Genomic DNA, 25,988 nt, shown 5'->3' with positions numbered 1-25,988 from the left:
GACGATGCGCTGGGCGGAACGTTTGGTTGCCCGGAGGCTTGGAAGGGCATGACATTCGACTGGCGCTGGGACTTTACGTGGGAGATCCTGCCCCAGTTGCTATGGGCTACCCTCAATACGTTGATTGCGGCCGGGGTCGGGTATGCAATTGCTCTCGTCGCCGGCCTGCTGCTCGCTCTTGCGCAACGCACAAGGTGGCCCGCACTGACATTTGTCGTCAGGGAGCTGATTGAATTCATCCGGTCCACGCCCTTGGTCCTGCAGATTTTCTTTGTCTTCTATGTCGGACCCCAGTTCGGAGTTTTCCTGTCACCCTGGACATCAGGCATCATTGCGATCGGTCTCCACTATTCGGCCTACCTGTCAGAGGTCTACCGCGCAGGCCTCAATTCCGTGGCTCCCGGCCAGTGGGAAGCGTGCCGTGCGCTGAACATGACCCCCCGCGCCACCTATGTACGCATCATCATCCCGCAGGCGCTTGCGCCTGCGGTGCCCGGCCTCGGCAACTACCTGGTGGGCATACTCAAGGATACGCCCATGCTGTCGGTAATTGGTGTCATGGAGCTAATGCACACGGCCAATGCGTTAGGGTCCGAGAACTACAGGTATCTGGAACCTTTTACATTGGTTGGCCTGATTTTCCTCTTGATCTCGCTTCCGACGGCCGGACTCGTCAGGATGTTCGAACGACGGCTGCGGCTGAGACTAGGACTGTAAAATGAGCAATACCGACTACCCCATTGAACTGCCGGAGCATGACCGCCCCATGGTTCGGTTCATGAACGTCAGCAAGAGCTACGGAAGCCTCAAAGTCATCAGCCACCTCGATTTCGACGTTGCCGAAGGAGAGATGGTTACCATTATAGGGCCCTCCGGATCCGGGAAGACTACGGTGTTGCGAGCCCTTATGACGCTCGAAACTATCAATGGCGGCGTGATATACGTGGACGGCAAGCCGCTGACACACATGCCTCGCGATGGGGTCCTTGTGCCGGCAGACGAGCATTACCAGAGGAAGATTCGCTCCTCGATCGGGATGTGTTTCCAGCACTTCAACCTGTTCCCGCACATGACCGCGATCCAGAACTGCATGGAAGGCCCAGTCCAGGTACTGGGGCTTTCGAGGAAAGAGGCGCTTGAGCGATCCGAAGAGCTCCTCAAAATGGTGGGTATGATCGACAAGCGCGACCAGCATCCTTCCCGTCTATCGGGGGGGCAACAACAGCGCGTGGCCATAGCCCGCGCGTTGGCGATGCGGCCCAAGGTGATGCTTTTCGACGAAGTCACTTCCGCCCTGGACCCGGAAGTCATCGGCGAGGTGACACAGGTCATTCGAAAGCTGGTCGCTGAGCACAACCTAACCATGATCATGGTCACGCATCAGATGGGCTTTGCTCGCGACATTTCTGACCGCGTCTGCTTCTTTTATGGCGGCTCGATAGAGGAGCAGGGCGCCCCGCAGACGTTGTTCAGCAGCCCACAGCGCGACCGCACTAAGCAGTTCCTTTCCGCCGTCAAGGAAGCGGTTTGAAAGATCCGTATTGAGTTTTCGTCCCAATCCCATGGCCTTGATCCGGTCAGGGTATGCGGCCATAGAGCGTTCCCACGTTGCTTTTAAGCACGTCCCAACCGGTAGAGCGAAGAATTGGCGCTAGAGGCTTTGGTGGGTCGAGGCGCCGTTCCTCTCGTTGCCGGAAGTCTTGCTGGCCGATGACCCGTCCGTCTGGCAACTAGCGCCTTGCGCGACATCTGTCGCGAATGGACCGCTATCCAACTCCGCCCATTTGCTGGGGCAATAATTGGTCTTATGAAGGCCAGCAGACACTCCGCTTCAGAGCTTGTTACGACGGAGACGCCTTAGGGTGCTTTGACATTCTAAGTGCATCCGGTTGTGACCATCTTGTCGTAAGATGAATCCGATCGGCAAACTGAATTTGACATAGAACCTCCGAGCAGTGACCCTGCCGGTGTTCAGTTCTTGCCTAGGTTCCCATTATCAAGACTAACTAAGACGGCAGCTTGAATGACAGCACCCCTTTCCAAGAGCCTGCGCGAACGCATCGTATTTGCGATTGAAGCTGGCGAGAGCTGCCGGTCGGTCGCGGTTCGTTTTGGGATTGCAGTTTCTTCCGCCGTTAAATGGTCGCAGCGCTATCGAATGAGCGGTTCTATCGAGCCTCGCAAGATGGGTGGCCACAGAAAGCGCGTTCTGGAACCTCACCGGGATTTCATTCAGGAGCGAATTGACAAGGCACCGCATTTGACTCTGCATCAGTTGAAAGCCGAGCTTGAGGCACATGGTGTGAAGGTCTCACATGACACCGTTTGGCAATTCCTTCGCCGTGAGGGGCTAAGCTTCCAAAGGTGGACAAGCTCCGCGCCAACTTCGCGGGGCGACGCCAAAGCCGAGCCCGAGCAACGCCGCATACTTGAGGCGGGTCATGCCATTGGGGCCCGACGCAGAGTCATTCTTCTCGATCATGGGTGAGCTTATAGCGCTCTCCGGCTCTCTTGAACGCTCGACGAACCGCCTCTGTCGTCGTGGCGCTCCCATGAAGAACCCGGTCCATAGGCGCATCCCCAATTCGAAGACAAGGATGCCCCATCAAAATCTGGATCAAACATCTAGCGTCGGCGGCCAGAACCCCGGCGTCGCCCATCCCAAGCTGATCGAACCCGCCGTTACGCCGGTCGTCGCGCGTGGGCACAGGTAACAGGTACATGCGCGCGGGCGCTGGAAGCTTCGACGGCAATGCCGAAGCCGGCCATGGGCCTCATGCCACTGAACCGGCTTCTTCGAACACTGATTTTTCGGAAGGCCGGCGCATCGCTCTCTTTGTTCGACGGCTGCCGATCTGCGATGGAGTTGGCGGCGTTCGATCAACCGGCGTTCCAGCGCGGGATTCATCACTGCCGATCAGTGCTTGACATGGATCTCTCGCGGGAAGCTGGTCAGAGTCTCGCAGCCGTCAGCGGTGACGAGGATGGTTTCGCTCACTTCGATTCCCCAGCCGTCCATCCACATACCGAGGATCGAATGAAGGACATTGCCCGGCTTCAGGATCGTCTTATCCCCCTGGCGCAGGCTGATCGTGTGCTCGCCCCAATCCGGCGGATAGGCCGCGCCGATCGAATAGCCAATGCGGGATTCCTTCTTCAGGCCGTGGCGCTGGATGACCTTACGCCAGCTCGCCTCGATGTCCTCCGCCAAGACGCCAGGCCTGATGGTCGAAAGCACGGCCTCCATGCCTTCGAGCACGGCCTTGCCGGTGTCGCCGACCTTGGCTGGCATGGCGCCCAACTGAAGCGTACGCGCGAGACCGGCGGCATAGCGACGAACGACGCCGGCCAGCTCGAGCGCGACGGTTTCGTTGTGGCCAAAGCGACGATCGCTCCACATGATATGCGGCGCCGATGCATTTTCGCCGCCCAGTATGGTCGGCGGCAGGGCGGTGATGTCGCCGGCGAAATCCGGCGAGCCAGCTATCTGAGCGGCTTGGATTTTGGCGATGGCATCGCACTCGCGCACACCTGGCGCTATGACCTCATAGGCTGCAGTGACCGCCGCCTCGGCAAGACGCGACGCTTTGCGTAGGTAGTCGATCTCGGCTTCCGATTTGACGCTGCGGATCCAGTTCACAAGAAGGTCAGCATCGTGGAGGATTGCGTTAGGCAGCCCAGCGGTCAGCCGCGCATGCGCCTTGGCGGAATAGTAGTAGGCTTCAAGCTCGATGCCGATATTGCCGCGCCCCCAGCCTTTCCTGTCGATCCAGGCGGCAATCCAGTCCATCGGATGACGGTCGGTGCGCTGGACATAATCTTCGGGAAAGCCGACGACATTCTCGGGCTTCATCCAAGCCGTCAGCAGCCCGCCGGCGGCATCCATGGCACGACCGATCCAGACCGGCTCCTCGTCGGCGAGCGGGACCAGGACCATTTGCGGCGTGTAAAACGACCAGCCGTCGTAGCCGGTGATGTAGTGCTGGTTGGCGACGTCGTTGACGATCAGAAGATCGAGGTTGCGGCGCGCCATTTCCGCGCGGATAGCGGAAAGCCTGCTCCGATATTCGTCGGGATGGAATGGCAATGGTATCATGTTGAAAAATCCTATTCTATCGCGTCCTTGTGGACCCTGACTAAGCAGGAGTCGAGCCCGGGGTTCGAACCTGACAATCGACAAGAGACCCGGCGAGGTGAGCCCATCACCAACAACAGCGCCGTACCGGTCTCCACTGAACAACGCTCTGCTAGTGGCAGTTAGGCAATCCTTCGTAACTTAGCCTCCGGTCGATTTTCCTCATTCTATTTTCTTCCGGGGCGCTCGACCGCGTTTTCTTTCTTTGATGAACTGGCAGTCGTGATTGATGTGGCGCGCATCCGTAGGCTTCGCGGTACGCTTTTGAGAAGTGCGATGCAGAGATAAAGCCGCAAGCCATCGCTATCTCAACGACCGGCAGACGGGAACTGATGAGCAGCAGATGCGCCCGTTCCAGACGAAGATCCAAATAATAACGGCTTGGAGAACACCCCAGTTCCCGCCTAAATAGTCGCTCGATTTGACGTCGGGAAAGGCCGGCTGATCCCACAAGTTGGTCTAGTAGCAATGGCTCCGTGAGGTTTGCCTCCATCTCCTCTATTATCTTAATGACCGCCCGATGGTTTAGTTGCACTCGTGAATGGAGTGGCAAACGTTGTCGGTCACCCGCTGAACGGGTCCTACACGCGATAGCTTTTTCACAAATACGATTGACGACTATCGTGCCATGGTGACGGTCAACCAAATCTAAAAACATGTCGAAGGGAGCGTCCCCCCCGGCGCAGGTGTACAGGTCTCCATCCCGCTCAAAGGCGGTTTGAGCGGCGAACACATCCGGAAAGCGCTCAGAGAATATTGGAAACTGTTCCCAGTGAACCGCGCAACGCCGCCCTTGTGCAACCCCAGCTCGAGCAAGCACTATCGTGCCGCTACATATGCCTACCAGGCAACTGCGGTGGTTTCTGCACTCGCGTAACCAGGCTTCAAGCTGTTTGTGCGAGTCAGGAGCATTATGGGCGCCGACGACGACGACGGCGGGTGTTGAGATTGATCGACGAAATCTTTCACGCTCGAACGACAACGACGATCCGGCCCATACCAACAACCCGCAACTTGAGGCCACGGGCTCCCCGTCGTCCGAAACTATCTGCCAGCTATACACTTCACGCCCCAACACTTCGTTGGCGAGCCTCAGCGCTTCTACTGCCGACGAGAACGCCTGGAGCGAAAAGGCCGGTAGAAGGTAAAAGCAAAAATTTCGGCAGGTCGACTGTGAGTCTAGCATCCCGGGAGTTCCTTCTCTGCTAGCCTGATCTCTCGTTGCGGCCATGCCAAAATAGTGCGACCGGCTTCGTTCATTGGATTGGCGCTGCCACCGCAGTCGGGGCCGATGGTTCTCCCGCTAACTATCCATTGATCTGCACTAGCGTCGTCACTGGTGACCACCAAGTATGCTATGCCTGCCTCGGGCAGACAGCTCTGGCATTGCAGGCTCGGGTCGCCGCCTCAAATGCTAAGACCCTCTCTCGTTAGCTCATCCATAACGAAGCGCACTGCACTTCCTGCGATACCAACGATCTCTTCCACTTCAGCCTTTGTTGCCACCAAAGGAGGAGCGAAGCCCAGAATGTCACCATGCGGCATAGCGCGGACGATCAGGCCACGGTCGCGTGCTGCCTTCGAGATGCGTGCACCGACCTTCAACGACGGGTCGAAACGCTTCTTGTTGTCGCGATCGGCGACAAATTCGATTGCGCCCATAAGACCGACGCCGCGCACTTCGCCGACGATCGGCAACTGCGCGAACTTTTCCTGCAGCTGTGCCTGGAAGAACGCGCCGACGTCACGTGCATTGCCGGGGAGGTCTTCTTTCTCGACAATGTCAAGGACAGCGTTGGCCGCGGCGGCGCCGATGGGATGACCAGAATAGGTGTACCCGTGCGAGAATGCGCCGACCTTGTCAGCCCCATCCTCCAGGACTTTATACACCTTCTCACCGACGATTGCCGCTGAAAGCGGGAAGTAGGCCGACGTCAAACCTTTAGCGACCGTGATGAGGTCTGGTTCGATGCCATAGTGCTGCGAGCCGAACATGGAACCGGTGCGGCCGAACCCTGTGATGACTTCATCGGCAATGAGCAGCACGTCGTGCTTCTTGAGCACCGCCTGAATTGCTTGCCAGTAGCCTTCCGGCGGAGGCGTGATGCCGCCGGTGCCGAGCACCGGCTCGCCGATGAAGCCGCCCACATTCTCTGGCCCCAGCCGCTGGATCAGCTGATCAAGTTCCTCGCCGCGCCGCGCTGAAAATTCGCGTTCGGACTCGCCTGGGGTGGCGCCCCAGTAGTGATGCGGAACACCGGTGTGAACAATCTGCGGAAGTGGCAGGTCCATGTGGTCATGATAGAAGCTCATGCCCGTCATCGAGCCCGACACGACGCTGCAGCCGTGATAGCCGCGTTCACGCGAGATGATCTTCTTCTTGGTCGGCTTACCGCGGAGATTATTATAATACCAGACGAGCTTGGCCTGCGTCTCGTTGGCGTCCGAGCCGGACATGCCGTAGAATACCTTGCTCATTTTGCCCGGCGCCATCTTCACGAGGCGATCGGAAAGGATTGCGAGCTCGTCCGTCGTGTGGGCAGCGTAGGAATGATAGTAGGCCAGACGGAAAGCCTGGCGGGAAATCGCTTCGGCGACTTCGGTGCGGCCGTAACCGACATTGACGCAATAAAGGCCGGCAAATCCGTCGATCAGCTGGTTGCCATGCGCATCTTGAATGCGGATGCCTTTGCCAGTCTCAACGATGGTCGGCTCACCTAGCTTGCCGCTGGCAAAATCCTTGAGCTGCGTGAAAGGATGCAGGACAGCATTTCTATCCTTTTCGCTGATATCCTTGATGTTGATGCTCATGCTTCTGTCCCTCTAGTTTGCGGTATTACCGATGCACACGTATTTGGGTTCGAGATATTCGGCGAGACCATGCCTTGAGCCCTCGCGGCCGAGCCCGGATTGTTTCCATCCGCCAAAGGGTATGGGAGCGCCGGTGAATTTCGGGGTGTTGACGGCGACCATGCCATACTCCAACTGATCGGTTAGCCGCATGGCGCGGCTGAGATCTTTTGTGTAAACGTAAGCCGCAAGGCCCATTTCCGAGTTGTTGGCTCGCGCAAGCACTTCCGTCTCCTCATCGAACGGAAGGATTGCCGCCACCGGACCAAATGTCTCTTCCGTCGCGACCAGCATGTCGTCCGTGACATCGGCGAGAACAGTGGGGGTAACGAAATTGCCCCCGAGAGGGCTATCCTGTCCGCCAGTAACGATGCGAGCCCCGGAACAAATAGCTTCGGACACCTGCCGTCTGCACTTTTCGGCGACGGATGGTTTGGTCATTGGGCCAATATCGACACCGGGTTCGAATCCGTGCCCGACTTTCAGTTTACCGGTGGCCTTCGCGAATTCTTCCACGAAGCGCTCATAGTTTCCTCGCTGAACATAGATCCTATTGGCTGCCAGGCAGTCCTGACCGGATGTGGCAAATTTGGCTGCTATGCATCCAGCTACGGCTGTCTCCAAGGGGGCATCATCGAAAATGATAAAAGGAGCATTGCCGCCGAGCTCAAGTGAAGCCTTCTTCACGGTTTTTGCCGACTGCTCGAGCAGGATCCGACCGACCTCGGTCGAGCCCGTGAAGGAGAATGCCCGCACATCGCTATGATCCAATAGCCGTTTTGCGAGTGGGGCAGCCTCTCCCGTGATCACCTGAAATACCCCAGCGGGAAGTCCTGCCTCCTCGGCAAGGCGGGCAAGCGCCAGAGCGGACAGGGGCGTTTCCGGGGCTGGCTTGACAATCATCGTGCAGCCCGCAGCCAAGGCGGCTCCTGCTTTCCTGGTGATCATCGCCGACGGAAAGTTCCAAGGCGTGATAGCGACCGTCACTCCGACCGGCTGCATCTGCACGGAGAGCCGGCTGCCCGCAAGATGGCTCGGGATGGTCTCGCCATATGCTCGCTCACCCTCTGCCGCAAACCAGTCGAGAAAGCTAGCGGCATATGAAATCTCACCGCGCGCCTCGGTCAATGGTTTGCCTTGTTCAGCGGTCATGATGGTGGAAAGGTCTTCCGCATTCTCGCGCATACCCGCGGCCCATCTCCGCAAACATGCGCCCCGTTCCCAAGGAAGAACATTGCGCCATTGTTCAAACGCGGTTCGTGCGAAGCTGACCGCGTTATCTACATCAGACACCTCACAGGCAGCTACCTGAGCCAAGTCCTGGCCAGTAGCCGGGTCAACCACCAAGATCGTTTCAGCCTTGGAGAGCCAAGCTCCATTCACATAGGCGCACTTTTGGAGGAGGTCCTGCCGTTTGAGCTCCTTTAACGCGGCAGTTGCGGTACCTTTCATCACTAACCTCACGATCGACAGTTCATTTCCGGCAAATTAACTGCGTAACTGAGGCGATAGGCAGCGCGATCGAGGGCCCTCAAGACGATCTCCTGCGAATAAGGGCATGCGACTGAGCTTTTTCGCCGTTTGATCGCTGTCGCCTTATGGGCGAGGTTCAGCAAGATTTCTACTGCACTACCAATGCCCAATGGGTGGCAACCGCTTCCTAGGCGACAAAAGAACGAGGAAGAGGATTTGCTGCGCTAGCGGCCGCAAAGATGCAGATCCTGTGCGGCATTACCCGGCCGGACTGCACAATCTCGGCGTCCAAGGCGTGCTAGCTTGTGAAGAACACAAAAGGACGCAAAAGCAACAGCCCGATGCTGGGAGCCCGCGATGAGCCACACGATCAACCACCTGAAGAAACTACGGTTGCAGCGCAGCGAGTTGGCCGTTCCCGGCTCCAGCCCGGAGATGATCGACAAGGCGGCCAACAGCGCCGCCGACTTCATCTTCCTCGACATCGAGGACGCGGTCGCGCCGCCCGACAAGGAGCGCGCGCGCAAGAACATCATCCAGGCGCTGAACGACATCGACTGGCGCGCCAAGGGCAAGACCGTATCGGTGCGCATCAACGGCCTCGACACCCACTACATGTACCGCGACGTGGTCGACGTCATGGAACAGGCCGGCGATCGGCTGGACACGATCCTGGTGCCGAAAGTCGGCGTGCCGGCCGATCTCTACATGGTCGAAGCCATGGTCAACCAGATCGAGATGGCCAAGGGATACAAGACGCGGGTCGGCCTGGAAGCGCTGATCGAGACCGCGCTCGGCATGGCCAATGTCGAGGCGATTGCCGCGACGGCAGGCCGGCTGGAGGCGATGCATTTCGGCGTCGCCGACTATGCGGCGAGCTGCAAGGCGCGCACCGTCAACATTGGCGGGCTGAACCCCGATTACCCCGGCGACCAGTGGCATTTCGCCCTGTCGCGGATGACCGTCGCCTGCCGCGCCTACGGCCTGCGCGCCATCGACGGACCGTTCGGCGATTTCTCCGATCCGGAAGGTTACATCGCCGGCGCCAGGCGCGCCACCGCACTTGGCATCGAAGGCAAATGGGCGATCCACCCCTCGCAGATCGCGCTTGCCAACGAGGTCTTCTCGCCGCCGGAAAAGGAAGTGACGCGCGCCCGGCGCATCCTCGAAGTGCTGAAGGAGGCCGAGGCGCAGGGCAAGGGAGCGGCGGCGCTTGACGGCAAGATGATCGACGCGGCTTCCGAACGCATGGCGCGCAACGTGCTGGCGGTTAACGAGGCGATCGAGCGCGCCGGCCAGGCGTAATATGCCGGCGCAATAGACATACCGGGAGGATAAGATGGACATCCACGAATACCAGGCCAAGGAACTGCTTGCCCGTCACGGCGTGCACGTGCCGCGCGGCGGTCTGGCCTACAGTCCGGAGCAGGCGACATACCGTGCCAGCGAGATCGGCGGTGGCAAATGGGTGGTCAAGGCGCAGATCCATTCCGGTGCGCGCGGCAAGGCCGGCGGCATCCGCATCTGCTCGTCCGACCAGGAAGTGTCCGATGCGGCCGAGGCGATGCTCGGAAGGAAGCTGGTGACGCATCAGACGGGGCCGCGCGGCAAGCTGGTGTCGCGGCTCTATGTCGAAGAGACCGTCGACATTGGCCAGGAAATCTATCTCGCTTTTGTTCTCGACCGTAAATCCGAGCGGGTGATGATCGTCGCGTCTGCGGCCGGCGGCATGGAGATCGAAGAGATTGCCGAAAAGCAGCCGGATTCAATCATTCGCGCGACTGTCGACCCTGGCGCGGGGATGCAGCACTATCAGGCGCGCGAGATCGCCTTCGGGCTTGGTCTCGAAAACAACCTGATTGGCAAGGCGACCGAAACGCTACTTGGTTGCTACCGCGTGTTTCGCGACTACGACGCTTCGATGCTGGAGATCAACCCGCTGGTCGTCACGCGTGACGGCAATCTGATGGCACTAGATGCCAAGATGTCGTTCGATGAGAACGCGCTATTTCGTCGTCCCCAAATATCCGAATTGCGCGACAAGTCGCAGGAGGATCCGCGCGAAACCTTTGCCAGTGACCGTGGCCTCTCCTATGTCGGCCTCGACGGTGACATCGGCTGCATCATCAACGGCGCGGGGCTCGCCATGGCGACGATGGACATGATCAAGATCGCCGGCGGCGAGCCGGCGAACTTTCTCGACATCGGCGGCGGCGCCTCGCCCGAGCGGGTTGCGAAATCGTTCCGAGCCGTCCTTGGTGACAAGAATGTCAAGACCATCCTCGTCAACATCTTCGCCGGCATCAATCGCTGCGATTGGGTCGCCGAGGGTGTTGTCAAGGCAATCCGCGAAGTCGGCGTCAACGTCCCGTTGGTGGTGCGGTTGGCCGGCACCAAGGTCGAGGAAGGGCGCCGCATCCTGTCCGATTCCGGCGAGGCGGTGATCGTCGCCGAAACACTCGCCGAAGCCGCCGACAAAGCCGTCGCCGCCTGGCGGTCCGCCACGATGAAAAAAGCAGGCTGAGGGGACGAAAGAATGGCCATTCTGCTTAACCGGGGCACCCGCGCAATCGTGCAGGGATTTACCGGCAAGATCGGCAGTTTTCACGCCGAAGACATGAAGCGTTACGGCACTAATGTGGTCGGCGGCGTCACACCCGGCAAGGGCGGCCAGACGCATCTCGGCCTGCCGGTGTTCAACACCGTCAAGGGGGCCGTGCGCGAAACCGGAGCCGATGCGAGCATCGTCTTCGTGCCGCCGCCCTTCGCCGCCGACTCGATCATGGAAGCGGCGGATGCCGGCATAAAACTATGCATCTGCATCACCGACGGCATCCCCTCGCAGGACATGATGCAGGTCAAGCGCTACATGCGCCGCTACCGCTTCGAGGACCGCATGCGGCTGATCGGTCCGAACTGCGCCGGGGTGATCTCGCCCGGACAGGCGCTGATGGGCATCATGCCCGGCAGCATCTACCTGCCCGGCCGCGTCGGCATCGTCGGCCGCTCCGGCACGCTCGGCTACGAGGCGGCTTCACAGATGAAGGCATTGGGTATCGGCGTCTCGACCAGCGTCGGCATCGGCGGCGACCCGATCAACGGCTCCTCCTTCAAGGACATCCTAGAACTGTTCGAGCAGGACGACGATACCGACGCCGTGGTGATGATCGGCGAGATCGGCGGGCCGCAGGAAGCCGAAGCCGCGATCTGGGCGCGCGACAACATGCGCAAGCCCCTGATCGCCTACATTGCAGGCCTCTCCGCCCCGAAAGGCCGCCGCATGGGCCATGCCGGCGCGATCATCTCGGCCTTCGGCGAGTCTGCTCAAGAGAAGGTCGAGATCCTGAAGGAAGCCGGGGTCGTCATCGTGCCGACGCCGGCTTCGTTCGGCGAGATCGTGGCCGGCGTGATGGCGAATCGGACGAAGGCAGCATAGCGCAACATACCGGTCAATTTGAGGACCAGGTAAAGGAACCGCATCGGCGCTATTGAGATTAGCGCAACTCTCGGCGGCGCTTCAGTCAAATTGATGTCGCGGCTCCCGCGTCTTGCGACGAGCCAAGTTGCCGGCATATTTAGCGATAAACAGTCTCAAGAGAGACTCCAAAACAGCCTTTGCGGTGGTGGTCAGCACGCCCTGCATCTACTTGGCATCCCAACCGAGGTGGCGTTTAGCTCGGTGTTGGGCTGCTAAATCGGGGATCGTGTCCGCCGCCAAAACTCCACAGGGGCCGTCGGCGCATGGCCGTTTTGCTTAGGCCGCTTCAGCGCTCTTCAGTAGTCAGACTGGACATTTGCGTCGCCGTCGCGCGCGCCGCTCTCCCTTGATTGACAACCAAGCTACCGGTCACCTTACGTCCACCGCTGCCCTACCCCCTTTGGCGCCAATAAGAAGAGGCGGTCCACACCAGACATGAGCTGAGTCTCTCACATGGGAAGTGAAGCTGCGCACAAAGCCCAACCAACGCAGGTTTTCTGCGGCCGGACGACGAGGTCCGCGTGAAGCAGGCCTCTGAAGCATGCTAGGTTAGGAACCAGTACGGACGGGCATGGAAAAGAATGCTTGGTCCGGTGAGCCAACCTAGGTGCAGAGGACGACTACGAAATGGACTTTGAGAAACCCTTTCAGCCGGCGGAGTATCGCCGCCGTGTCCAAGACGTCAAGACACGGATGGAGGAAGCAGGACTGGACCTGCTAATCTGCCAAGATCCCGCGAACATGTGTTGGCTGACCGGGTATGACGCCTGGTCCTTCTATACGCCTCAAGTGGTTCTATTGCACCTGAAGTCGGACTCGCCGGTGTGGATCGGACGGCTGGTTGACGTTAACGGCGCTCGTGCCACGACGGACCTGGCTGCTGAGGATATCATCAACTTCTCCGATGACCGGCTCCATCACGTTGAACTGCATCCCTATGACGAAGTCAGTGAAATCATTAAATCACGCGGATGGGGATCTGATCGCATTGGGGTTGAGCTTGATGCGCATTTCTACACCGCTCGAGCGCATCAGCACCTCGTCGCGGGTCTTCCAAACGCCAAGTTCTCCGACAGCAAAGGACTCGTCAATTGGGCGAGACTCGTCAAATCCGACGCTGAACTCGTCTATATGAGGGAAGCGGGTCGGATTGTCAGCCACACCATGCGCCGGGCGATAGATAATCTGAAGCCGGGTGTTCCTGAATACGAAATCGTCGCTCAGATTTATGCCGATCAGACAAGAGGCGTTGATGGGAAATATGGTGATTATACAAGTCTCTGCCCATTGATACAGGTGGACGAAAAGACGAACGCTCCACACCTCACATGGTCGGATAAGCCCCTGCCCAAGTCGGGGTTGGTTCTCTTGGAAATTGGAGCGGCCAGGCGCCATTATCATGCGCCGCTGACGCGCACGGTCTACATGGGAAAGCCACCCAAGGAGGCCCAGCACCTCGCCAATGCCATCATCGAAGGTGGCGACGCTGTCCTCGAAATGGCCAAGCCGGGTGTAGTCGTCGACGAACTGAATACCGTTTGGCTGAGCGTCCTGAACCGCCACAGGTACGTGAAGAAAGGCCGTTCCGGTTACTCAATCGGAATGAATTTTCCGCCGGACTGGGGCGAACGTACTGTGAGCATTCGCGCCGGCGAAAAGACTGTGCTCCAGGCTGGCATGTGCTTCCATTTCCAATCAGGAGTGAGGCCTCCTGCCTTCGGAGCCGCAATCTCGGAGTCGTTTGTTGTTACCGAAAAGGGTGGCGAGCGGCTAGCCGACGTCGCACGAGAGTTGATAGTCGTAGACTAGCTGAAAGCTTTTACGATTCGCCACTCAGCCGGATTGGGAAGGCCGAAGTGCTTCGCTTCCCAATCCGTAACTTTTCATCTTACCCGGAAGAGCGCTTAGTTTAGAGTAGATAGCCCCAACAGCCGTGGGCGGGGATGGCACAGCATCTTCTCTGGTCAGTGGGCGTGGAAATCACCGGAGTACTGCATCCTAGCGGTGACCAGCTATGCTGTTCCAGCCGCGCTCAACAGCAAGTGCTCTAAGCTAGGGCGGCAGGTTCCAAGACCCAGAACTATTTGTCTGCGCAGATCTGAGACGTCTTGCCTAAACGGACAAACGCATGCGTTTGTCGCAGGGGACAGTCTCGCTCGCGGCGCGGAAATTGTGTGCAACGCGGCTGCGTGTGTACCTCACTAAACCTCCGCTCGAAGTAGGGCGCTGCAACATCCTCCGTACGGCGGCCAAGTCCCCACTCCATTTGCGCGGGGGACCTTCATCTCTGATCTTCACCCAGCAGGACTTGGTCGTCGCTCGGCTCTGACATGCAGCCGGCTTATCAGCGCCACTGCCGGCAGGCCAATAAGCGGATCATGGCTCATCCTGGCCTAGCAAGTTTCTTCATCGCCCTGTTTAAGCAGGAGCAGCGCACCGGCGAGACGGAATATGGCATCTTCGTTGGAGAACAAGCCGACGACCATTGTCTTCCGCTTGATCTAGTCGTTGAGCCGATCGCTTGGATTGGTGCTACGGAGCTTCGCGCGGCGCTGCCGTGATGGCGACTTCGCCCGATCTGGTCAGCAGCGGCCGCTGTTGGTCGTTCCCGCCAACCTCCCGCACGACGACGGTCAGCGGCTTTAACAGGGAAATAGGAGTCCTCCGCAGCTTGGGATGCGCAAGCTCGAGGGTACAGACGCGCGTCTCACAGTCGCGCTCGGGACACCGCCGTGCCACTGGGCACAACGCCGGGGGTTCTATTCGCGCGGACGGTGGGGCGGCGCCCAGTTTCCTCGACCGCTCGGCGCGAAGGATGTTGGCGTTGGGATCTTCTCTCCGCGCCCCCAGGTTCATCATCATTTTGGCTGTCGGTGATTTCCTCGAGCAGTTTGTGTCGGCAAGCTACATGTGCAGCTGCAATCCGCTCGCTAACCACAGTGCTATCGAGGGCGCAGTCGCGAAGGACGCGCCTGTCGCCTGAGCTCGTCTGCGCGCGCGCCCCGTCCCCATTCTTAGCCGTGGGTCAAGGGCAGCTATCTGAGAGATGGCGCAGTTTACCATCTGCGCGCTCGGACACGCTTTGCAAGTGTTCGCAATCGGACCAACCCAGACTTTGTCAGCGCCGCCCTTTTCGCCCGCGCTATAATTCAGCGCCGAACCAAAGAATACGCAGAACGACACCGCTTTTGCGGCACAATTAGCGCGATCTACGCGAGCCTCGCCCCTTAGTCTGCTGGGAAGTGACTGACTCATGATCATAGCGCCGGAAATGCACGGAAGCGGCCCGCATAAGCTCAAGATGGCCGGCCTCGTCGAAACACCTTGCCGCTGCCGTTTCCGAGTGAAACCGAACAAGGATACATATGATTACGAATCCGCCTTTCCGTCCTCGTGAAACACCGACTCGCCACCACGAGATCCTCATCGTTGGTGGAGGGATTGCGGGAGCAAGTGTTGCCTTTCACCTTGCAAGGAACGGTAAGAAGGACGTCGCACTCTTGGAGCGCAACAGTCTTACGTCCGGTACAACTTGGCACGCTGCGGGTTTGATCATGCAGACGCGTGGGACACACGCACTGACGGAGATCGCAAAATATAATGCTGAACTTTACTCCGCGCTGGAGGCCGAGACTGGCCAAGCTACCGGATTCAAGCGAAATGGCACGCTTGGGGTCGCCAGAACCAAGGAACGCCTATACGAAACTGCACGCAACGCCTCGATTGCCAAAAGTTTTGGCCTTGAGGCCAACATGATCTCTCCGAGCGAGGCGAAAAAGCTCTATCCGACGCTCAACGCCTCGATCATCGAAGGCGCAGTCTTTATCCCTGGTGACGGCCAAACCAATCCTGTCGACACATGCATGGCGTTAGCTCTTGGCGCCAAAAAGAACGGCGTAAAAATCTTCGAAAACGCAGAAGTCACAGACCTCTGGCGCACAGCAGACGGGCACTACCAAGTTCGGACCAATGAGGGAGTTGTTGAGGCTGAAATTCTCGTACTTGCGTGTGGGCTTTGGACCCGAGAACTTGCGTCGAAGTTAGGTGCGCGAATTCCGATATACGCGGCAGAGCACTTTTACGTAGTGACCGAAGCGATGGATTTTGTGACGCCCACCTTGCCAGTGTTACGCGACACCGACGGGCATGTGTATCTGAAAGAAGATACAGGGAAACTTCTGGTTGGTGCCTTCGAGCCTTGGGGAAAACCTTTGCCGATGGGGAAGCTTCCGAAGGAAACGGCATACATCGAGCTTCCTGAAGACTGGGATCACTTTGAGCTACCGATGACCAAAGCGATAGAGATTGTTCCTGACCTTGCGAACTGCGGCATTGCCAAATTTTTCAATGGTCCTGAAAGTTTCACCCCTGACCTTCTCTTCATGATTGGTGAAGTTCCTGGATTGAAAAATCTTTTCGTTTCGACGGGTTATAATTCAGAGGGCATTGAATACGGCGCGGGAGCAGGACGAGCTCTGGCAGAGTGGATCATTGGCGGTGAGCCTCAGATGGACATCAGCTTCGTGGATGTCGCCCGGTTCCATCCCTTCCAGATCAATAAACGATATTTGCACGATCGCACAGCCGAAGTGTTGGGTCTTCACTATAAGATGCACTGGCCGGCTTACCAGCCTGAGACGTCCCGAGGTGTCCGCAAAAGCGCTCTTCACGATCGGTGGGCGAGGCTTGGAGCTAGCTTTGGCGAAGGAATGGGATGGGAGCGTCCCATGTGGTTCGCGGGGGAGGGGGAATCGACTAAAAACGTCTACTCCTACGACGAGCCGAGTTGGTTCAAATATACCAGTCAGGAGTGCAAGGCTGCCCGTAACAATGCCATCTTGTTGGACCAAAGCTCTTTCGGCAAGCACTTGGTTCAGGGTCGCGATGCCTGCCGTTTCCTTCAGTGGCTTTGCGCCGGCAATGTGGATGTACCTGTAGGAAAGCTGGTATACACCCACATGCTCAATGGAAAGGGCGGGATAGAGACAGATATCACTGTAAACCGCTTGTCGCAGACAGAGTTCCTAATCATCTCGTCAGCGACCGTCCATCCCCGGGATAAGGCCTGGATCACAAAACACATTACAGACGAATGGAATGTCACGGTCACTGATCTCACGTCTGGGTACGCGGTCCTCTCATTGCAAGGCCCGCGATCGCGCGAGATCCTATCGCAGGTAACCGACACAGATCTGGCGAATTCGGCGTTCCCGTTCGCCACCAGTCAGGAAATCGATATCGGTTATGCTCGCGTAATAGCCAACAGGCTAACTTATGTCGGAGAACTTGGTTGGGAGCTTCATATTCCAACCGAGATGGCACAGCACGTGTTTGATGTTGTTTGGGAGGCCGGCCAGGCGTATGGCCTTAAGGCTGCAGGGTACCACGCGCTTGAACATCTGCGGTCCGAGCGCGCCTACCGAGAATACCAGCTCGATCTAACGCCAGTTGATACGTTGCTTGAAGCGGGGTTGGGATTTACGGTGGACTGGAATAAAGAAGGCGGATTTATAGGAAAAGAGGCGTTAACGTCCCAGAAAAATGCCGGGCCGCTTAAAAAACGACTAGTGTCATTCAAGCTTCGCGATCCGAAGCCAGTCCTCTTTCATGAAGAGCTTATCCGCTGCGACGGGAGGATTGTCGGATATATTTCCTCCGGCGTGAAGAGCTTTACGATCGGAACGTCAATCGGAATGGGATATGTAAACCACCCCGCTGGTGTCACGAAGGACTTGATCGAAAACAGTCGATGGGAAATCGAGATCGCCGGCAAACTCTACGAATGCGACGCGTCGCTCCGGGCGTTTTTCGATCCAAACGGGGATCGGGCTAAGCAATAGGTCGTGCGCCACCATAGAGGCGGAACGAGCTGGTTCTCTTCTGTTCCCCGGACGGATCCGCTCCGCAACTCCTTCGAAGCCCGGAGGCCCACTTTCTTGTGCCCTATTGGACTCCTCGGCTGCGGAGGCGGCCCATATGACGAGGCTTCGATGAGCTCCGAGTTGGAGGCTTCCAATTGACATGCGCCTCCGAGCCAACTGCGCCAGCGCAATGACTGAGGTAATGGTGGTGACGAAGGCTCCACAAGTAAAGCGCATCGAGAAAGATCCGCTTGGCCCTGTAAGCATCCCGGTCGATGCCTATTATGGGCCACAGACGGCCCGGGGCATCGCTAACTTCCCGATTTCGGGTATCCGGATCAGCCATTTTCCGAACTTCATCAAGTCGCTTGCCTACGTGAAAATGGCAGCGGCACGCGCTAACGCGGCGCTCGGAGATCTGGACAAGCAAAAGGCGGATGTCATCTGCCAAGTCTGTGCAGAAATCGCGGCGGGCAGACACCTTGCCGAGTTCCCGCTCGATGTGTTTCAGGGCGGCGCAGGCACCTCGACCAACATGAACATCAACGAGGTCATCGCCAACCGCGGCCTGGAGATCATGGGACTGCCACGCGGACAATACGACCAACTGCATCCCAATAACGACGTCAACTTCGCTCAATCGACAAACGATGTTTATCCGACGGCGATCCGTCTTGCGATCCTTCTTTCACGGGGGGCATTGCAGCGAGCTTTGGAGCAGCTCGCGGGTGAGCTGGAGGCCAAGGCGGAAACCTTTTCGGACGTGATCAAGCTGGGCCGAACGCAGTTGCAGGACGCTGTTCCGATGACGCTGGGCCAGGAGTTTCAGGCTTTCGCGACGACACTACGCGAAGATGTAGCCCGTCTCGGTGAGATTTCCGCCTTCTTCCATGAAATCAACCTCGGTGGCACGGCGATTGGCACCGGCATCAATACGAACCCCGGCTATCAGGCGGCAGCTGTCGCCGAGTTGCGCGCGATTTCCGGCCTGCCCGTCGTCCCGGCCGGAAATCTGATCGAAGCCTGCTGGGATACCGGTGCCTTCGTGCTCTTCTCGGGAATGCTGAAGCGGACAGCCACGAAACTCTCGAAGATATGCAACGATCTGCGGCTGCTTTCCAGCGGCCCGCGTGGGGGGCTGAACGAAATCAATTTGCCAGCGCTTCAGCCCGGCTCCTCGATCATGCCCGGAAAGGTTAATCCTGTAGTGCCGGAGGTGGTCAATCAGGTCGCCTTCCAGATCATCGGTTACGATCTCACGATCACACTCGCCTCCGAAGCGGGACAGCTGCAGCTGAACGTCATGGAGCCGGTGATCGCCTACAACATACTGCACTCGCTTGAGCTTCTGACCAATGCCGTCGATGTTCTGCGCACGAGGTGTGTCGTGGGCATTACCGCCAATGCAGAGACTTGCCGCAGACATCTCGAAGTCAGCACCGCCGTGGCAACAGCACTGACGCCCGCGATCGGGTATGATCGGGCGGCGGAGCTTGCAAAGCTAGTCTTGTCCTCCGGTAAAACGATCCGCGAAGTCCTGGCCGAGCAGCCGGATCTTTCGGAGGAGCTCATCGCACAGGCCGCCGATCCGCACCTTTTTGACCCGCCCGGTGCGATCGCGACCGGCTTCACAACAACGGGCCGAAGATTGATCGACTGATCTGCGTAGCGGCGCTGCTGCTCGGACACCGACGCTGCTGGCGAGCCGTGTTCGAACATACGGGCCAGGGATCGCTCAGAGGTGGTGCGTTCTTCGGGCTTAAGAAGGATCGAAGGGCTCTCTTCCGCAGTAAGCCCGCAGACGGGTTCCGGCCGAGTTCAACGTCACCAGGCTAGGTTTGCCCTTTGGCTGATCGCCCTTCACCTTCGGAGCAGGCAGCGCATCGGGGTTCACACCGACCACGAAGCCGCTCCAACTGGCTAGCCAGATTCACTGTCCGCCTGCGGCGAAAGCCGACGGAGCCCGGACGTTTTCAGCGTTCTTTGGTCGAGCAAGCGGGTCGGATATTCGGCAGTGAAGCAGGCGTCGCAAAATTGAGGCTGTTTGTTCTCGCGGGCCGTTTCGCCGAGAGCTCGATAAAGCCCGTCGATCGACAGGAAGCCGAGCGAATCCACACGGATAAATTTGGCCATTTCCTCGATCGACATATGCGAGGCCAAAAGTTTCGCCGTCTCGGGCGTGTCGACGCCGTAGAAGCATGAGGAGCGAGTCGGCGGCGAGGCGACGCGCATATGCACTTCCTTCGCGCCGGCATCGCGCAGCAACTGCACGATCTTCGAGGATAAGCGCATCGTGCTGGTCTGATCCGGCGGTTGGCATTGTGCTTCAGCTTGACGCCCATGTGGCGGATGGAATCGGTCGGCTGGATGAAGGTGCGGCCAACATAGTGGTTGCGGACGATGCCGAGCTCAAAGGGCAGGCCGGCAGCTTGGGCGAAGCCGATCGCGGCCGGCGTGCCGCCGTCGGGCACAGGCACTACGATGTCGGCATCGACCGGATTCTCGTCTTTCGCACTTCATAGACGTTGCGGCCCTCGACCGACGAATCCGGACGAGAGAAATAGACATACTCGAAAATGCAGAACCGCGGTTTCTGTTTTTCGAACGGGAACAGGCTCTCCACTCCCTCAGCGGTGACGATGACCATCTCGCCAGGCTTCAGGTCTCGAACAAAGCGCGCACCGATGATGTCGAGCGCGCAGGTCTCTGAGGCCAGGATCCAGGCGCCGTCAAGTTCGCCCAGTACCAGCGGCCGGATCCCGAGCGCGTCGCGGCAGCCGATCATTTTTGTGGACGACAGCGCTACCAGTGAGAACGCGCCCTCCAGTTGGCGAACCGCATCTATGAAGCGCGAATTGACGTCCTTCCCGCTGCTGGTTGCGATGAGATGCAGGATCGTTTCGGTGTCCGACGTCGACGAGAAGATCGAACCCTGCTTCTGCAGCGTACGCTGCAGTATCATCGCATTGGTGATGTTGTCGTTGTGCGCGATGGCAAAGCCGCCGTCGGCCAACTCGGCGAAGAAGGGCTGTACGTTGCTCAGCCCGGGTCCGCCGGCGGTGGCGTAGCGGGTGTGGCCGATGGCGCGCGTGCCCTTCAGCCGCTCGAGGATCGGCTTCTTGGTAAAGGTGTCGCCGATCAGGCCGACATGACGTTCGACGTGGAACTGCGTGCCGTCATAGGAGACGATGCCCGCCGCCTTCTGGCCCCGGTGCTGCAGGGCATGCAGGCCGAGGGTGACGACAGTGGCCGCATCCCAAGGGCCGAAGATTCCGAATATGCCGCATTCATCATGAAAATGAGCATCGGCCTCCGCCGAGAAGAGTTTATCTACCTCAAGCATCGGTCACGATCACAAGCCGGAAAATAAGGCGGCCGGTCTCTTCGCCTGAATCTGACCATGAGGCCGCCGATGTCGGACGCGAAGAACCCCGCAGCCAATTAGATCCGTTCCAATGCGCCAGACTCTTGTCGCATCGGAGCTCAGTCATGATTATCCGGCATCAGCGACATCATGTGAGTGGCTTCATACGGCTTGAAAATCGATCTTGGGGGTAAATAGTCCCGCGAAGCCGACGGCATCGCGGGACCTATTCCTGTGTGATTGCGCCAGATGGGCCCTAGTAGCTAAGCATAATCTTTTGGTAGATTTCGACAGCTTTAGTCAGCTGATCAATTTCGACATACTCGTTGGCAGTATGAGCCTGATCAATACTTCCAGGTCCAAGAATAACGCAGGAAATACCTCCCAACGAGAGCTGACTCGCATCCGTCCCATATGGAACTCCGCGGTGCTGGCCCGTTCCGGCAACTTCAGCACATGCCTTTGCCGCTACTGCGGCGATCTTTGTTGCTTCCGCGCTCGGGGGGGCTGGATCTTCCAGAGCGGGTAGCAGCGAGCGCACCTTGATCCCATCGGGACCCTGGCGCAGGCCTTCCAGTATGTTCTCTACCTCCTGTAGCGCGTCTGCCGGTCGTTCTCCCGGTATAAGCCGCCGGTCGATCCACACGCGGCAGGATGGCGGTACCGTCGCCAATTCCGTACCCCCTTCGATGAGTGTAATCGTGAGAGTCGGGGGGCTAACCAGCGGGTGCGCGCGTTTGGACAGAGTTGCATTGATCTTGTCGAGTGCCACGATAACCTTGGCCATTCCTGTGATCGCGTTCACCCCAAGATGGGGCTTGGAGCTGTGAGCGGGTACACCCTCCACTTCAACCTGCCAGCGGACCGAGCCCTTATGTGCAACGACAAGCTCCAAGTCAGTAGGCTCACCGACCACTGCGGCCTCGTAGGACACACCTGATTGAGCGATTTTTCGCGCTCCTTTCTTCCGGTATTCTTCGTCGACGCTTGCGCCTAGGACAATCGTGTATCGTGGCTTACGGTCCCCTAGAGTGCTAAGAGCCATGAGCATTGCCGCGAGCGGGCCCTTATCGTCACAACTTCCTCGCCCATAAATCCGACCATCCCGTTCGTCCGGCGAAAAAGGATCTGCCTCCCAATTATCAACCGGCACCGTGTCCATGTGGGATATGAACAGGACACGCTTATCGGGCTCCTGCCCGGGAACCCAGGTGAAGAAGTTGGCGCGGCCGTCCGTTACCTCCTGATACTCAAAGGGCAGGTTTCGCTCTCGGCAAAAGGCCTCGAGGAACTCAGCGACCTTTTGTTCACCGCTCCCCTTTGCCGACGCTGAAGGGTTGATGCTCTCAATTTTTATGAGTTGTTTGAGAAGCTCTACCGTTTGTGTGCTGATGGACGACATGAATACTCCTATCCCTCCTTGAGAATGCAAGCTTGCGGCTATGCCAGCCAGTTCTTTGCCAGGCCGACAACTCGGTCAGCCTCGTCTGCTGTGTTGTATAAATGTAGCGAGAAGCGCAGCATTCCCCGGCGTACAGAGACGATCACCTGGTTCTTCAAAAAATGCTCGTGCAGCGACTGAATGCGGCTATCGGCTTTTCCCGAACCAGGTCCTGGATCTCCGAGAGCAACAATACTTCCGGTGTGATCCCCTGGCGTTCCGCCGCAGACGGGGAGCCCGAGGTCTAGGAGGCCAGACGCCAGTCGCCTTGCAACCGATGTAACGCTTTGTTCAATAGCGGGCGTGCCGATTTCCATCAGCTGTCCGATGGATGCGTGGACCGCTATGACGCCCGCAAAATTGTAATGGCCAATTTCAAAACGGGGCGCGCCCGCGCGCAAGTTTACCGAATCGAATATTGGAGCCGACTCCGGCGCGTCGCCCAAATCGACACTAAAGCGGGCGAGATAGGCAGGGCTTAGACGATCGGCCCATTCCCGGCGGCAATATAGAAATCCCAACCCATAGAGGCCCATCAACCCCTTGTAAGATGATGCCACCAAACCATCGACGCCAAGCAGTTTGACATCGGTATGGAGTATGCCAACTGATTGGGAGGCGTCAGCCAAAAGAAAGGTGCCAAGACGCCTGCAAGCGTCGGCTATCGGCTCCATCAATGTCTTGAAGCCTGGCACCATTGTGACAGTCGATACTGTAACGATACGGGTGCGCGAGTCGATTTGATCGATAGTAGCGTCGCAGGGGATTGCGCCGTTATCAGATTCTACAATCCGCAGCTCAACTCCGTGCTTGTCTCTCAGTTGCAGCCAAGGAAGGATGTTGTTTGCGTGCTCCAATTGGCGGCACAGGACAACATTGTCTCCGGGCTTCCAGGCAATCGCGTTTCCGATTATGTTAATGCCTTCCGATGCATTCTTCGTAACAGCGATTTCGTCCTTTTCGGCCCCAATAAATTCAGCAAATCTGGAGCGTGTTTGCTCGACAAGCTGCATCATTCCTTCTTCGTCATTCAAGCCGTTTAGTCGATTATCAAGGTGCTGTTCCATGGACCTGCGGGTGGTTCTGGATATGAGCCCCTGATTTGCAACATCCATGTAAATGGCGCTTTGGGTGGCTGGAAATTCCTGCCGGAGGACGTCCAAAGGAAGAAAATGGCTTGTCATGCTCGTCATCATATCCGTGTTCGTGGGTAAAGAGCGCAAAACCTACTCGGGACGCCCATTTCTGCAGTTGTAGCAAGGAAAATGCCTGGATTGAGAAGCCGTCGTGCTACCTTGCGGGCGATCATACCATTCGGCCGAATTTATAAGACAAGAGGTTCACCACCGGGAGGCAAATGCCTTTCGCTGATCGGATCATTTTATGGCTTGATCCTTGTGGAACTCAGGCTAATATCGGGTGAGCCAAGCAGTTTTTCTGCGCAAATCTCTCCGTTTTTGCAGTGATCGTGAAATGGATCTGGATCGAGTTGATCGCAAGCTTCTCAACGCAGTGCAGCGCGACAATCGCCTGACGACGGCTGAATTGGGCGAACTTGCGGGCCTTTCTGCGACCGCTTGTCAGCGGCGACTGAAGCGGCTGCGTGATGAAGGTGTGATCGAGGCTGACGTTGCCATAGTCTCGCCACAAGCCGTGGGTCGTCCCATGCTCATGCTGGCGTCGATCAGTCTCGAGCGTGAGCGGGTAGATATCATTGATCGGTTCAAGCAGGCGGTTCGGCGCACGCCTGAGATCATGAGTGCGTACTATGTGACGGGTGAAGCCGATTTCGTTCTCTTGATCTCTGTCCAGGACATGGCCGAGTATGAGGCATTTACCCGCCGATTTTTTCATGAGTCCGATATCAAGGCAGTCAAGACGATGGTCGTAATGGATCGGATCAAGGCGTCATTGGCTCTGCCTATTGAAGAATAAGGGCAGTATGCGACCGCATCGACTTGCGCTGGCACTTGCGGTCTCAAGCGAATCAACCTGATAACCCTTGCTGTTCGTCCGGTAGCAAAGCAATCCTATGCCGCATTGACCTGATGGGGCGACGGTCTCCGCTCCCGCCATCGCAATGTGCCAAAGTGCGGCTGTCGAAAGTCACATGAGCGAGAACCGTCCATGGAGAAGGTTAGCACAATCGGTCTGGATGTCGCCAAGCACGTGCGGACGGCGTGGACGCGGAGGGCGCGATGGTTGTCCGCCGGAAGTTGCGTCGTGATGATATCGTCGCGCCGGGCGAGGATGGCGTTGGAGGTGAACTCGGTGCCGTGTCGGAAACGATCATGCCGGGCTTGCCGCGGCGGCCGATCAGCCCGTCAGCTAGCGCGCCACGCGGCGGTCCGAGATCGAGGTGTCGGCGACCACGGCAAGGCATTCGCGCGTCACCTCGTCAACAATGTTGAGCACGCGGAAACGACGGCCGCATGCCCATCGACCAACGCGCGTTGGGCGTCGCTCCCACCAGGATCGGCGCCCGCGTACCGACAGCGCGCCGCCGTGACCCTCGCTTGCGCACCGTCACCCCTTCCTCGCGGTAGAGGCGATAGATGCGGTTGATGCCAGATGGCTCGCCCTCGCGCCTGAACAGGATGAACAGCCGCCAGTAGCCGAAGCGCCGGCGCTCGTTGGCCAATTCGCGTAGCCGGCCGCGCAGTTCCTCTCCGGTGGGCGCCGCGACCGGTAACGGACCATCTTGCGGTCGGCGCCGACGATCGAACTAGCCCGCCGCTCCGACAGGCCTAGCGAGGCCTGCAGACTCGCGCCTGGCGCCAGGCCTTACCCTTAATGGGACGGTCCCGCCCCGTCCTCCCGCAGCATGCCGGCGCTGCCCGCTCGAAGACTCCATCAGCGCATCGCGTCGGTAGCGAACTCGCTGGACAGGCTCGCCGTCGCTGTCCAAGCCGACGACGTGGAACATGTTCTTGCCGATATCGACAGGCTTCACGAACTGCGCTGGCTCAGGCCAACCTTGTGCCCCAGTACCTGAAGCCTTCTGGCGATCCATTGCGATCCAGCGCACGATTCCATGCCGACGATTCATCATCTGGGCAGTCACAACAAAGGACGTTGCAATGGTCAGCAGGAGTTCCCCTCGGTGGACCTTCTGTGCTGGAGGAGGAGAACGCCGGGCTGAAGAAGCTGCTTGCTGACCAGATGCTGGAAGCCTCGGCGCTGCGCGAGCTGTTGTCAAAAAATGTAGGGTCCGCCCCGTCCGTGCAAAGGTTCGGGACATCGCCGACGACGATTCCAGTTGCATAAATGTATCCGGCCTCTCGCGAGTGAACTGCTGTCGCAGCCACCATGATGAGATCCGCGCACGCCGTTCCCAACAAATGGTTCGGGCACGAAGCCCGTTTTTTTGCGCAGGGCTTACGGCA

General features: G+C 58.3%; 16 protein-coding genes and 3 pseudogenes. 11 read left to right on the top strand and 8 right to left on the bottom strand.

The annotated features are described in order from the left end of the window. The 3 genes and pseudogenes from ehuD to ACSQ3Z_RS35870 form a co-directional block, all read left to right on the top strand. Positions 1-717 (top strand): ectoine/hydroxyectoine ABC transporter permease subunit EhuD (ehuD, locus tag ACSQ3Z_RS35880; RefSeq protein ID WP_436175777.1); only part of this gene is annotated, 717 nt, incomplete at its 5' end. A gap of 1 nt (position 718) precedes the next feature. After that, the gene (gene ehuA, locus ACSQ3Z_RS35875) at positions 719-1,531 is read left to right on the top strand and encodes an ectoine/hydroxyectoine ABC transporter ATP-binding protein EhuA (protein ID WP_436175776.1); all 813 of its coding nucleotides are present in this window, start codon (positions 719-721) and stop codon (positions 1,529-1,531) included. 492 nt (positions 1,532-2,023) lie between these two features. Further along, positions 2,024-2,398, top strand: a pseudogene (locus ACSQ3Z_RS35870) (helix-turn-helix domain-containing protein); the annotation flags it as partial. Positions 2,399-2,917: 519 nt separating this feature from the next. Here the strand turns inward: ACSQ3Z_RS35870 and ACSQ3Z_RS35865 are convergent. The 4 genes from ACSQ3Z_RS35865 to ACSQ3Z_RS35850 form a co-directional block, all read right to left on the bottom strand. Further along, on the bottom strand, positions 2,918-4,096 hold the full coding sequence (locus ACSQ3Z_RS35865) for a M24 family metallopeptidase (RefSeq protein ID WP_436175775.1): 1,179 nt from the start codon (positions 4,094-4,096) through the stop codon (positions 2,918-2,920). Between the two features lie 151 nt (positions 4,097-4,247). After that, the gene (locus ACSQ3Z_RS35860) at positions 4,248-5,321 is read right to left on the bottom strand and encodes a GlxA family transcriptional regulator (RefSeq protein ID WP_436175774.1); all 1,074 of its coding nucleotides are present in this window, start codon (positions 5,319-5,321) and stop codon (positions 4,248-4,250) included. Between the two features lie 221 nt (positions 5,322-5,542). Then, complete coding sequence (locus ACSQ3Z_RS35855) at positions 5,543-6,946, bottom strand: aspartate aminotransferase family protein (protein ID WP_436175773.1); 1,404 nt, start codon at positions 6,944-6,946, stop codon at positions 5,543-5,545. A 12-nt stretch (positions 6,947-6,958) separates the two neighbouring features. Next, on the bottom strand, positions 6,959-8,437 hold the full coding sequence (locus ACSQ3Z_RS35850) for an NAD-dependent succinate-semialdehyde dehydrogenase (protein ID WP_436175772.1): 1,479 nt from the start codon (positions 8,435-8,437) through the stop codon (positions 6,959-6,961). A 378-nt stretch (positions 8,438-8,815) separates the two neighbouring features. Between ACSQ3Z_RS35850 and ACSQ3Z_RS35845 the strand changes: the two genes are divergently transcribed. The 7 genes from ACSQ3Z_RS35845 to ACSQ3Z_RS35815 all read left to right on the top strand — a co-directional run bounded on the left by ACSQ3Z_RS35845 (position 8,816) and on the right by ACSQ3Z_RS35815 (position 19,457). Continuing rightward, a complete protein-coding gene (locus ACSQ3Z_RS35845) occupies positions 8,816-9,763 on the top strand; it encodes an HpcH/HpaI aldolase/citrate lyase family protein (protein ID WP_436175771.1) in 948 nt (315 codons plus the stop codon). A gap of 34 nt (positions 9,764-9,797) precedes the next feature. Further along, positions 9,798-10,982 (top strand): malate--CoA ligase subunit beta, encoded by a 1,185-nt coding sequence (locus ACSQ3Z_RS35840; protein WP_436175770.1) that lies wholly within the window; start codon positions 9,798-9,800, stop codon positions 10,980-10,982. A 12-nt stretch (positions 10,983-10,994) separates the two neighbouring features. Beyond that, a complete protein-coding gene (gene sucD / locus ACSQ3Z_RS35835; protein ID WP_436175769.1) occupies positions 10,995-11,894 on the top strand; it encodes a succinate--CoA ligase subunit alpha in 900 nt (299 codons plus the stop codon). 669 nt (positions 11,895-12,563) lie between these two features. Further along, positions 12,564-13,745 (top strand): M24 family metallopeptidase, encoded by a 1,182-nt coding sequence (locus tag ACSQ3Z_RS35830; protein WP_436175768.1) that lies wholly within the window; start codon positions 12,564-12,566, stop codon positions 13,743-13,745. A gap of 521 nt (positions 13,746-14,266) precedes the next feature. Next, entirely contained in the window at positions 14,267-14,497 is a 231-nt protein-coding gene (locus ACSQ3Z_RS35825; RefSeq protein WP_436175767.1) for a hypothetical protein, read from the top strand. 804 nt (positions 14,498-15,301) lie between these two features. Then, entirely contained in the window at positions 15,302-17,776 is a 2,475-nt protein-coding gene (locus ACSQ3Z_RS35820; protein ID WP_436175766.1) for a GcvT family protein, read from the top strand. Positions 17,777-17,999: 223 nt separating this feature from the next. After that, the gene (locus ACSQ3Z_RS35815; RefSeq protein WP_436175765.1) at positions 18,000-19,457 is read left to right on the top strand and encodes an aspartate ammonia-lyase; all 1,458 of its coding nucleotides are present in this window, start codon (positions 18,000-18,002) and stop codon (positions 19,455-19,457) included. A gap of 270 nt (positions 19,458-19,727) precedes the next feature. Here ACSQ3Z_RS35815 and purF read toward each other — a convergent pair. The 3 genes and pseudogenes from purF to ACSQ3Z_RS35800 form a co-directional block, all read right to left on the bottom strand. After that, positions 19,728-21,140 (bottom strand): annotated as a pseudogene (purF, locus tag ACSQ3Z_RS35810) (amidophosphoribosyltransferase). A gap of 277 nt (positions 21,141-21,417) precedes the next feature. Beyond that, positions 21,418-22,563 (bottom strand): M20 family metallopeptidase, encoded by a 1,146-nt coding sequence (locus ACSQ3Z_RS35805; protein WP_436175764.1) that lies wholly within the window; start codon positions 22,561-22,563, stop codon positions 21,418-21,420. Positions 22,564-22,601: 38 nt separating this feature from the next. After that, on the bottom strand, positions 22,602-23,798 hold the full coding sequence (locus ACSQ3Z_RS35800) for an aminotransferase class V-fold PLP-dependent enzyme (RefSeq protein WP_436175763.1): 1,197 nt from the start codon (positions 23,796-23,798) through the stop codon (positions 22,602-22,604). Between the two features lie 277 nt (positions 23,799-24,075). On the opposite strand from ACSQ3Z_RS35800, the gene ACSQ3Z_RS35795 reads away from it, so the two are divergent. Further along, positions 24,076-24,537, top strand: coding sequence for an Lrp/AsnC family transcriptional regulator (locus tag ACSQ3Z_RS35795; protein WP_126057703.1), 462 nt, complete (start codon positions 24,076-24,078; stop codon positions 24,535-24,537). 308 nt (positions 24,538-24,845) lie between these two features. Here the strand turns inward: ACSQ3Z_RS35795 and ACSQ3Z_RS35790 are convergent. After that, positions 24,846-25,371: pseudogene (locus ACSQ3Z_RS35790) on the bottom strand (IS3 family transposase); the annotation flags it as partial. Between the last annotated feature and the right edge of the window lie 617 nt (positions 25,372-25,988).

It is taken from the genome of Mesorhizobium sp. LjNodule214 (assembly GCF_964252735.1).
Lineage (GTDB): Bacteria > Pseudomonadota > Alphaproteobacteria > Rhizobiales > Rhizobiaceae > Mesorhizobium.
The sequence above is the reverse complement of the archived record's forward strand: the minus strand, read 5'-3'. Positions and strand labels throughout refer to the sequence as shown.

Excerpts from the sequence above, each read along its gene's own strand:
- ACSQ3Z_RS35800 (WP_436175763.1), bottom strand. The coding sequence starts at position 23,798 with ATGATGACGAGCATGACAAGCCATTTTCTTCCTTTGGACGTCCTCCGG.
- ACSQ3Z_RS35855 (WP_436175773.1), bottom strand. The coding sequence starts at position 6,946 with ATGAGCATCAACATCAAGGATATCAGCGAAAAGGATAGAAATGCTGTC.
- ehuA (WP_436175776.1), top strand. The coding sequence starts at position 719 with ATGAGCAATACCGACTACCCCATTGAACTGCCGGAGCATGACCGCCCC.
- ACSQ3Z_RS35860 (WP_436175774.1), bottom strand. The coding sequence starts at position 5,321 with ATGCTAGACTCACAGTCGACCTGCCGAAATTTTTGCTTTTACCTTCTA.
- ACSQ3Z_RS35845 (WP_436175771.1), top strand. The coding sequence starts at position 8,816 with ATGAGCCACACGATCAACCACCTGAAGAAACTACGGTTGCAGCGCAGC.
- sucD (WP_436175769.1), top strand. The coding sequence starts at position 10,995 with ATGGCCATTCTGCTTAACCGGGGCACCCGCGCAATCGTGCAGGGATTT.
- ACSQ3Z_RS35865 (WP_436175775.1), bottom strand. The coding sequence starts at position 4,096 with ATGATACCATTGCCATTCCATCCCGACGAATATCGGAGCAGGCTTTCC.
- ACSQ3Z_RS35850 (WP_436175772.1), bottom strand. The coding sequence starts at position 8,437 with ATGAAAGGTACCGCAACTGCCGCGTTAAAGGAGCTCAAACGGCAGGAC.
- ACSQ3Z_RS35830 (WP_436175768.1), top strand. The coding sequence starts at position 12,564 with ATGGACTTTGAGAAACCCTTTCAGCCGGCGGAGTATCGCCGCCGTGTC.
- ACSQ3Z_RS35840 (WP_436175770.1), top strand. The coding sequence starts at position 9,798 with ATGGACATCCACGAATACCAGGCCAAGGAACTGCTTGCCCGTCACGGC.
- ACSQ3Z_RS35795 (WP_126057703.1), top strand. The coding sequence starts at position 24,076 with ATGGATCTGGATCGAGTTGATCGCAAGCTTCTCAACGCAGTGCAGCGC.
- ACSQ3Z_RS35805 (WP_436175764.1), bottom strand. The coding sequence starts at position 22,563 with ATGTCGTCCATCAGCACACAAACGGTAGAGCTTCTCAAACAACTCATA.
- ACSQ3Z_RS35815 (WP_436175765.1), top strand. The coding sequence starts at position 18,000 with ATGGTGGTGACGAAGGCTCCACAAGTAAAGCGCATCGAGAAAGATCCG.
- ACSQ3Z_RS35820 (WP_436175766.1), top strand. The coding sequence starts at position 15,302 with ATGATTACGAATCCGCCTTTCCGTCCTCGTGAAACACCGACTCGCCAC.
- ACSQ3Z_RS35825 (WP_436175767.1), top strand. The coding sequence starts at position 14,267 with ATGCAGCCGGCTTATCAGCGCCACTGCCGGCAGGCCAATAAGCGGATC.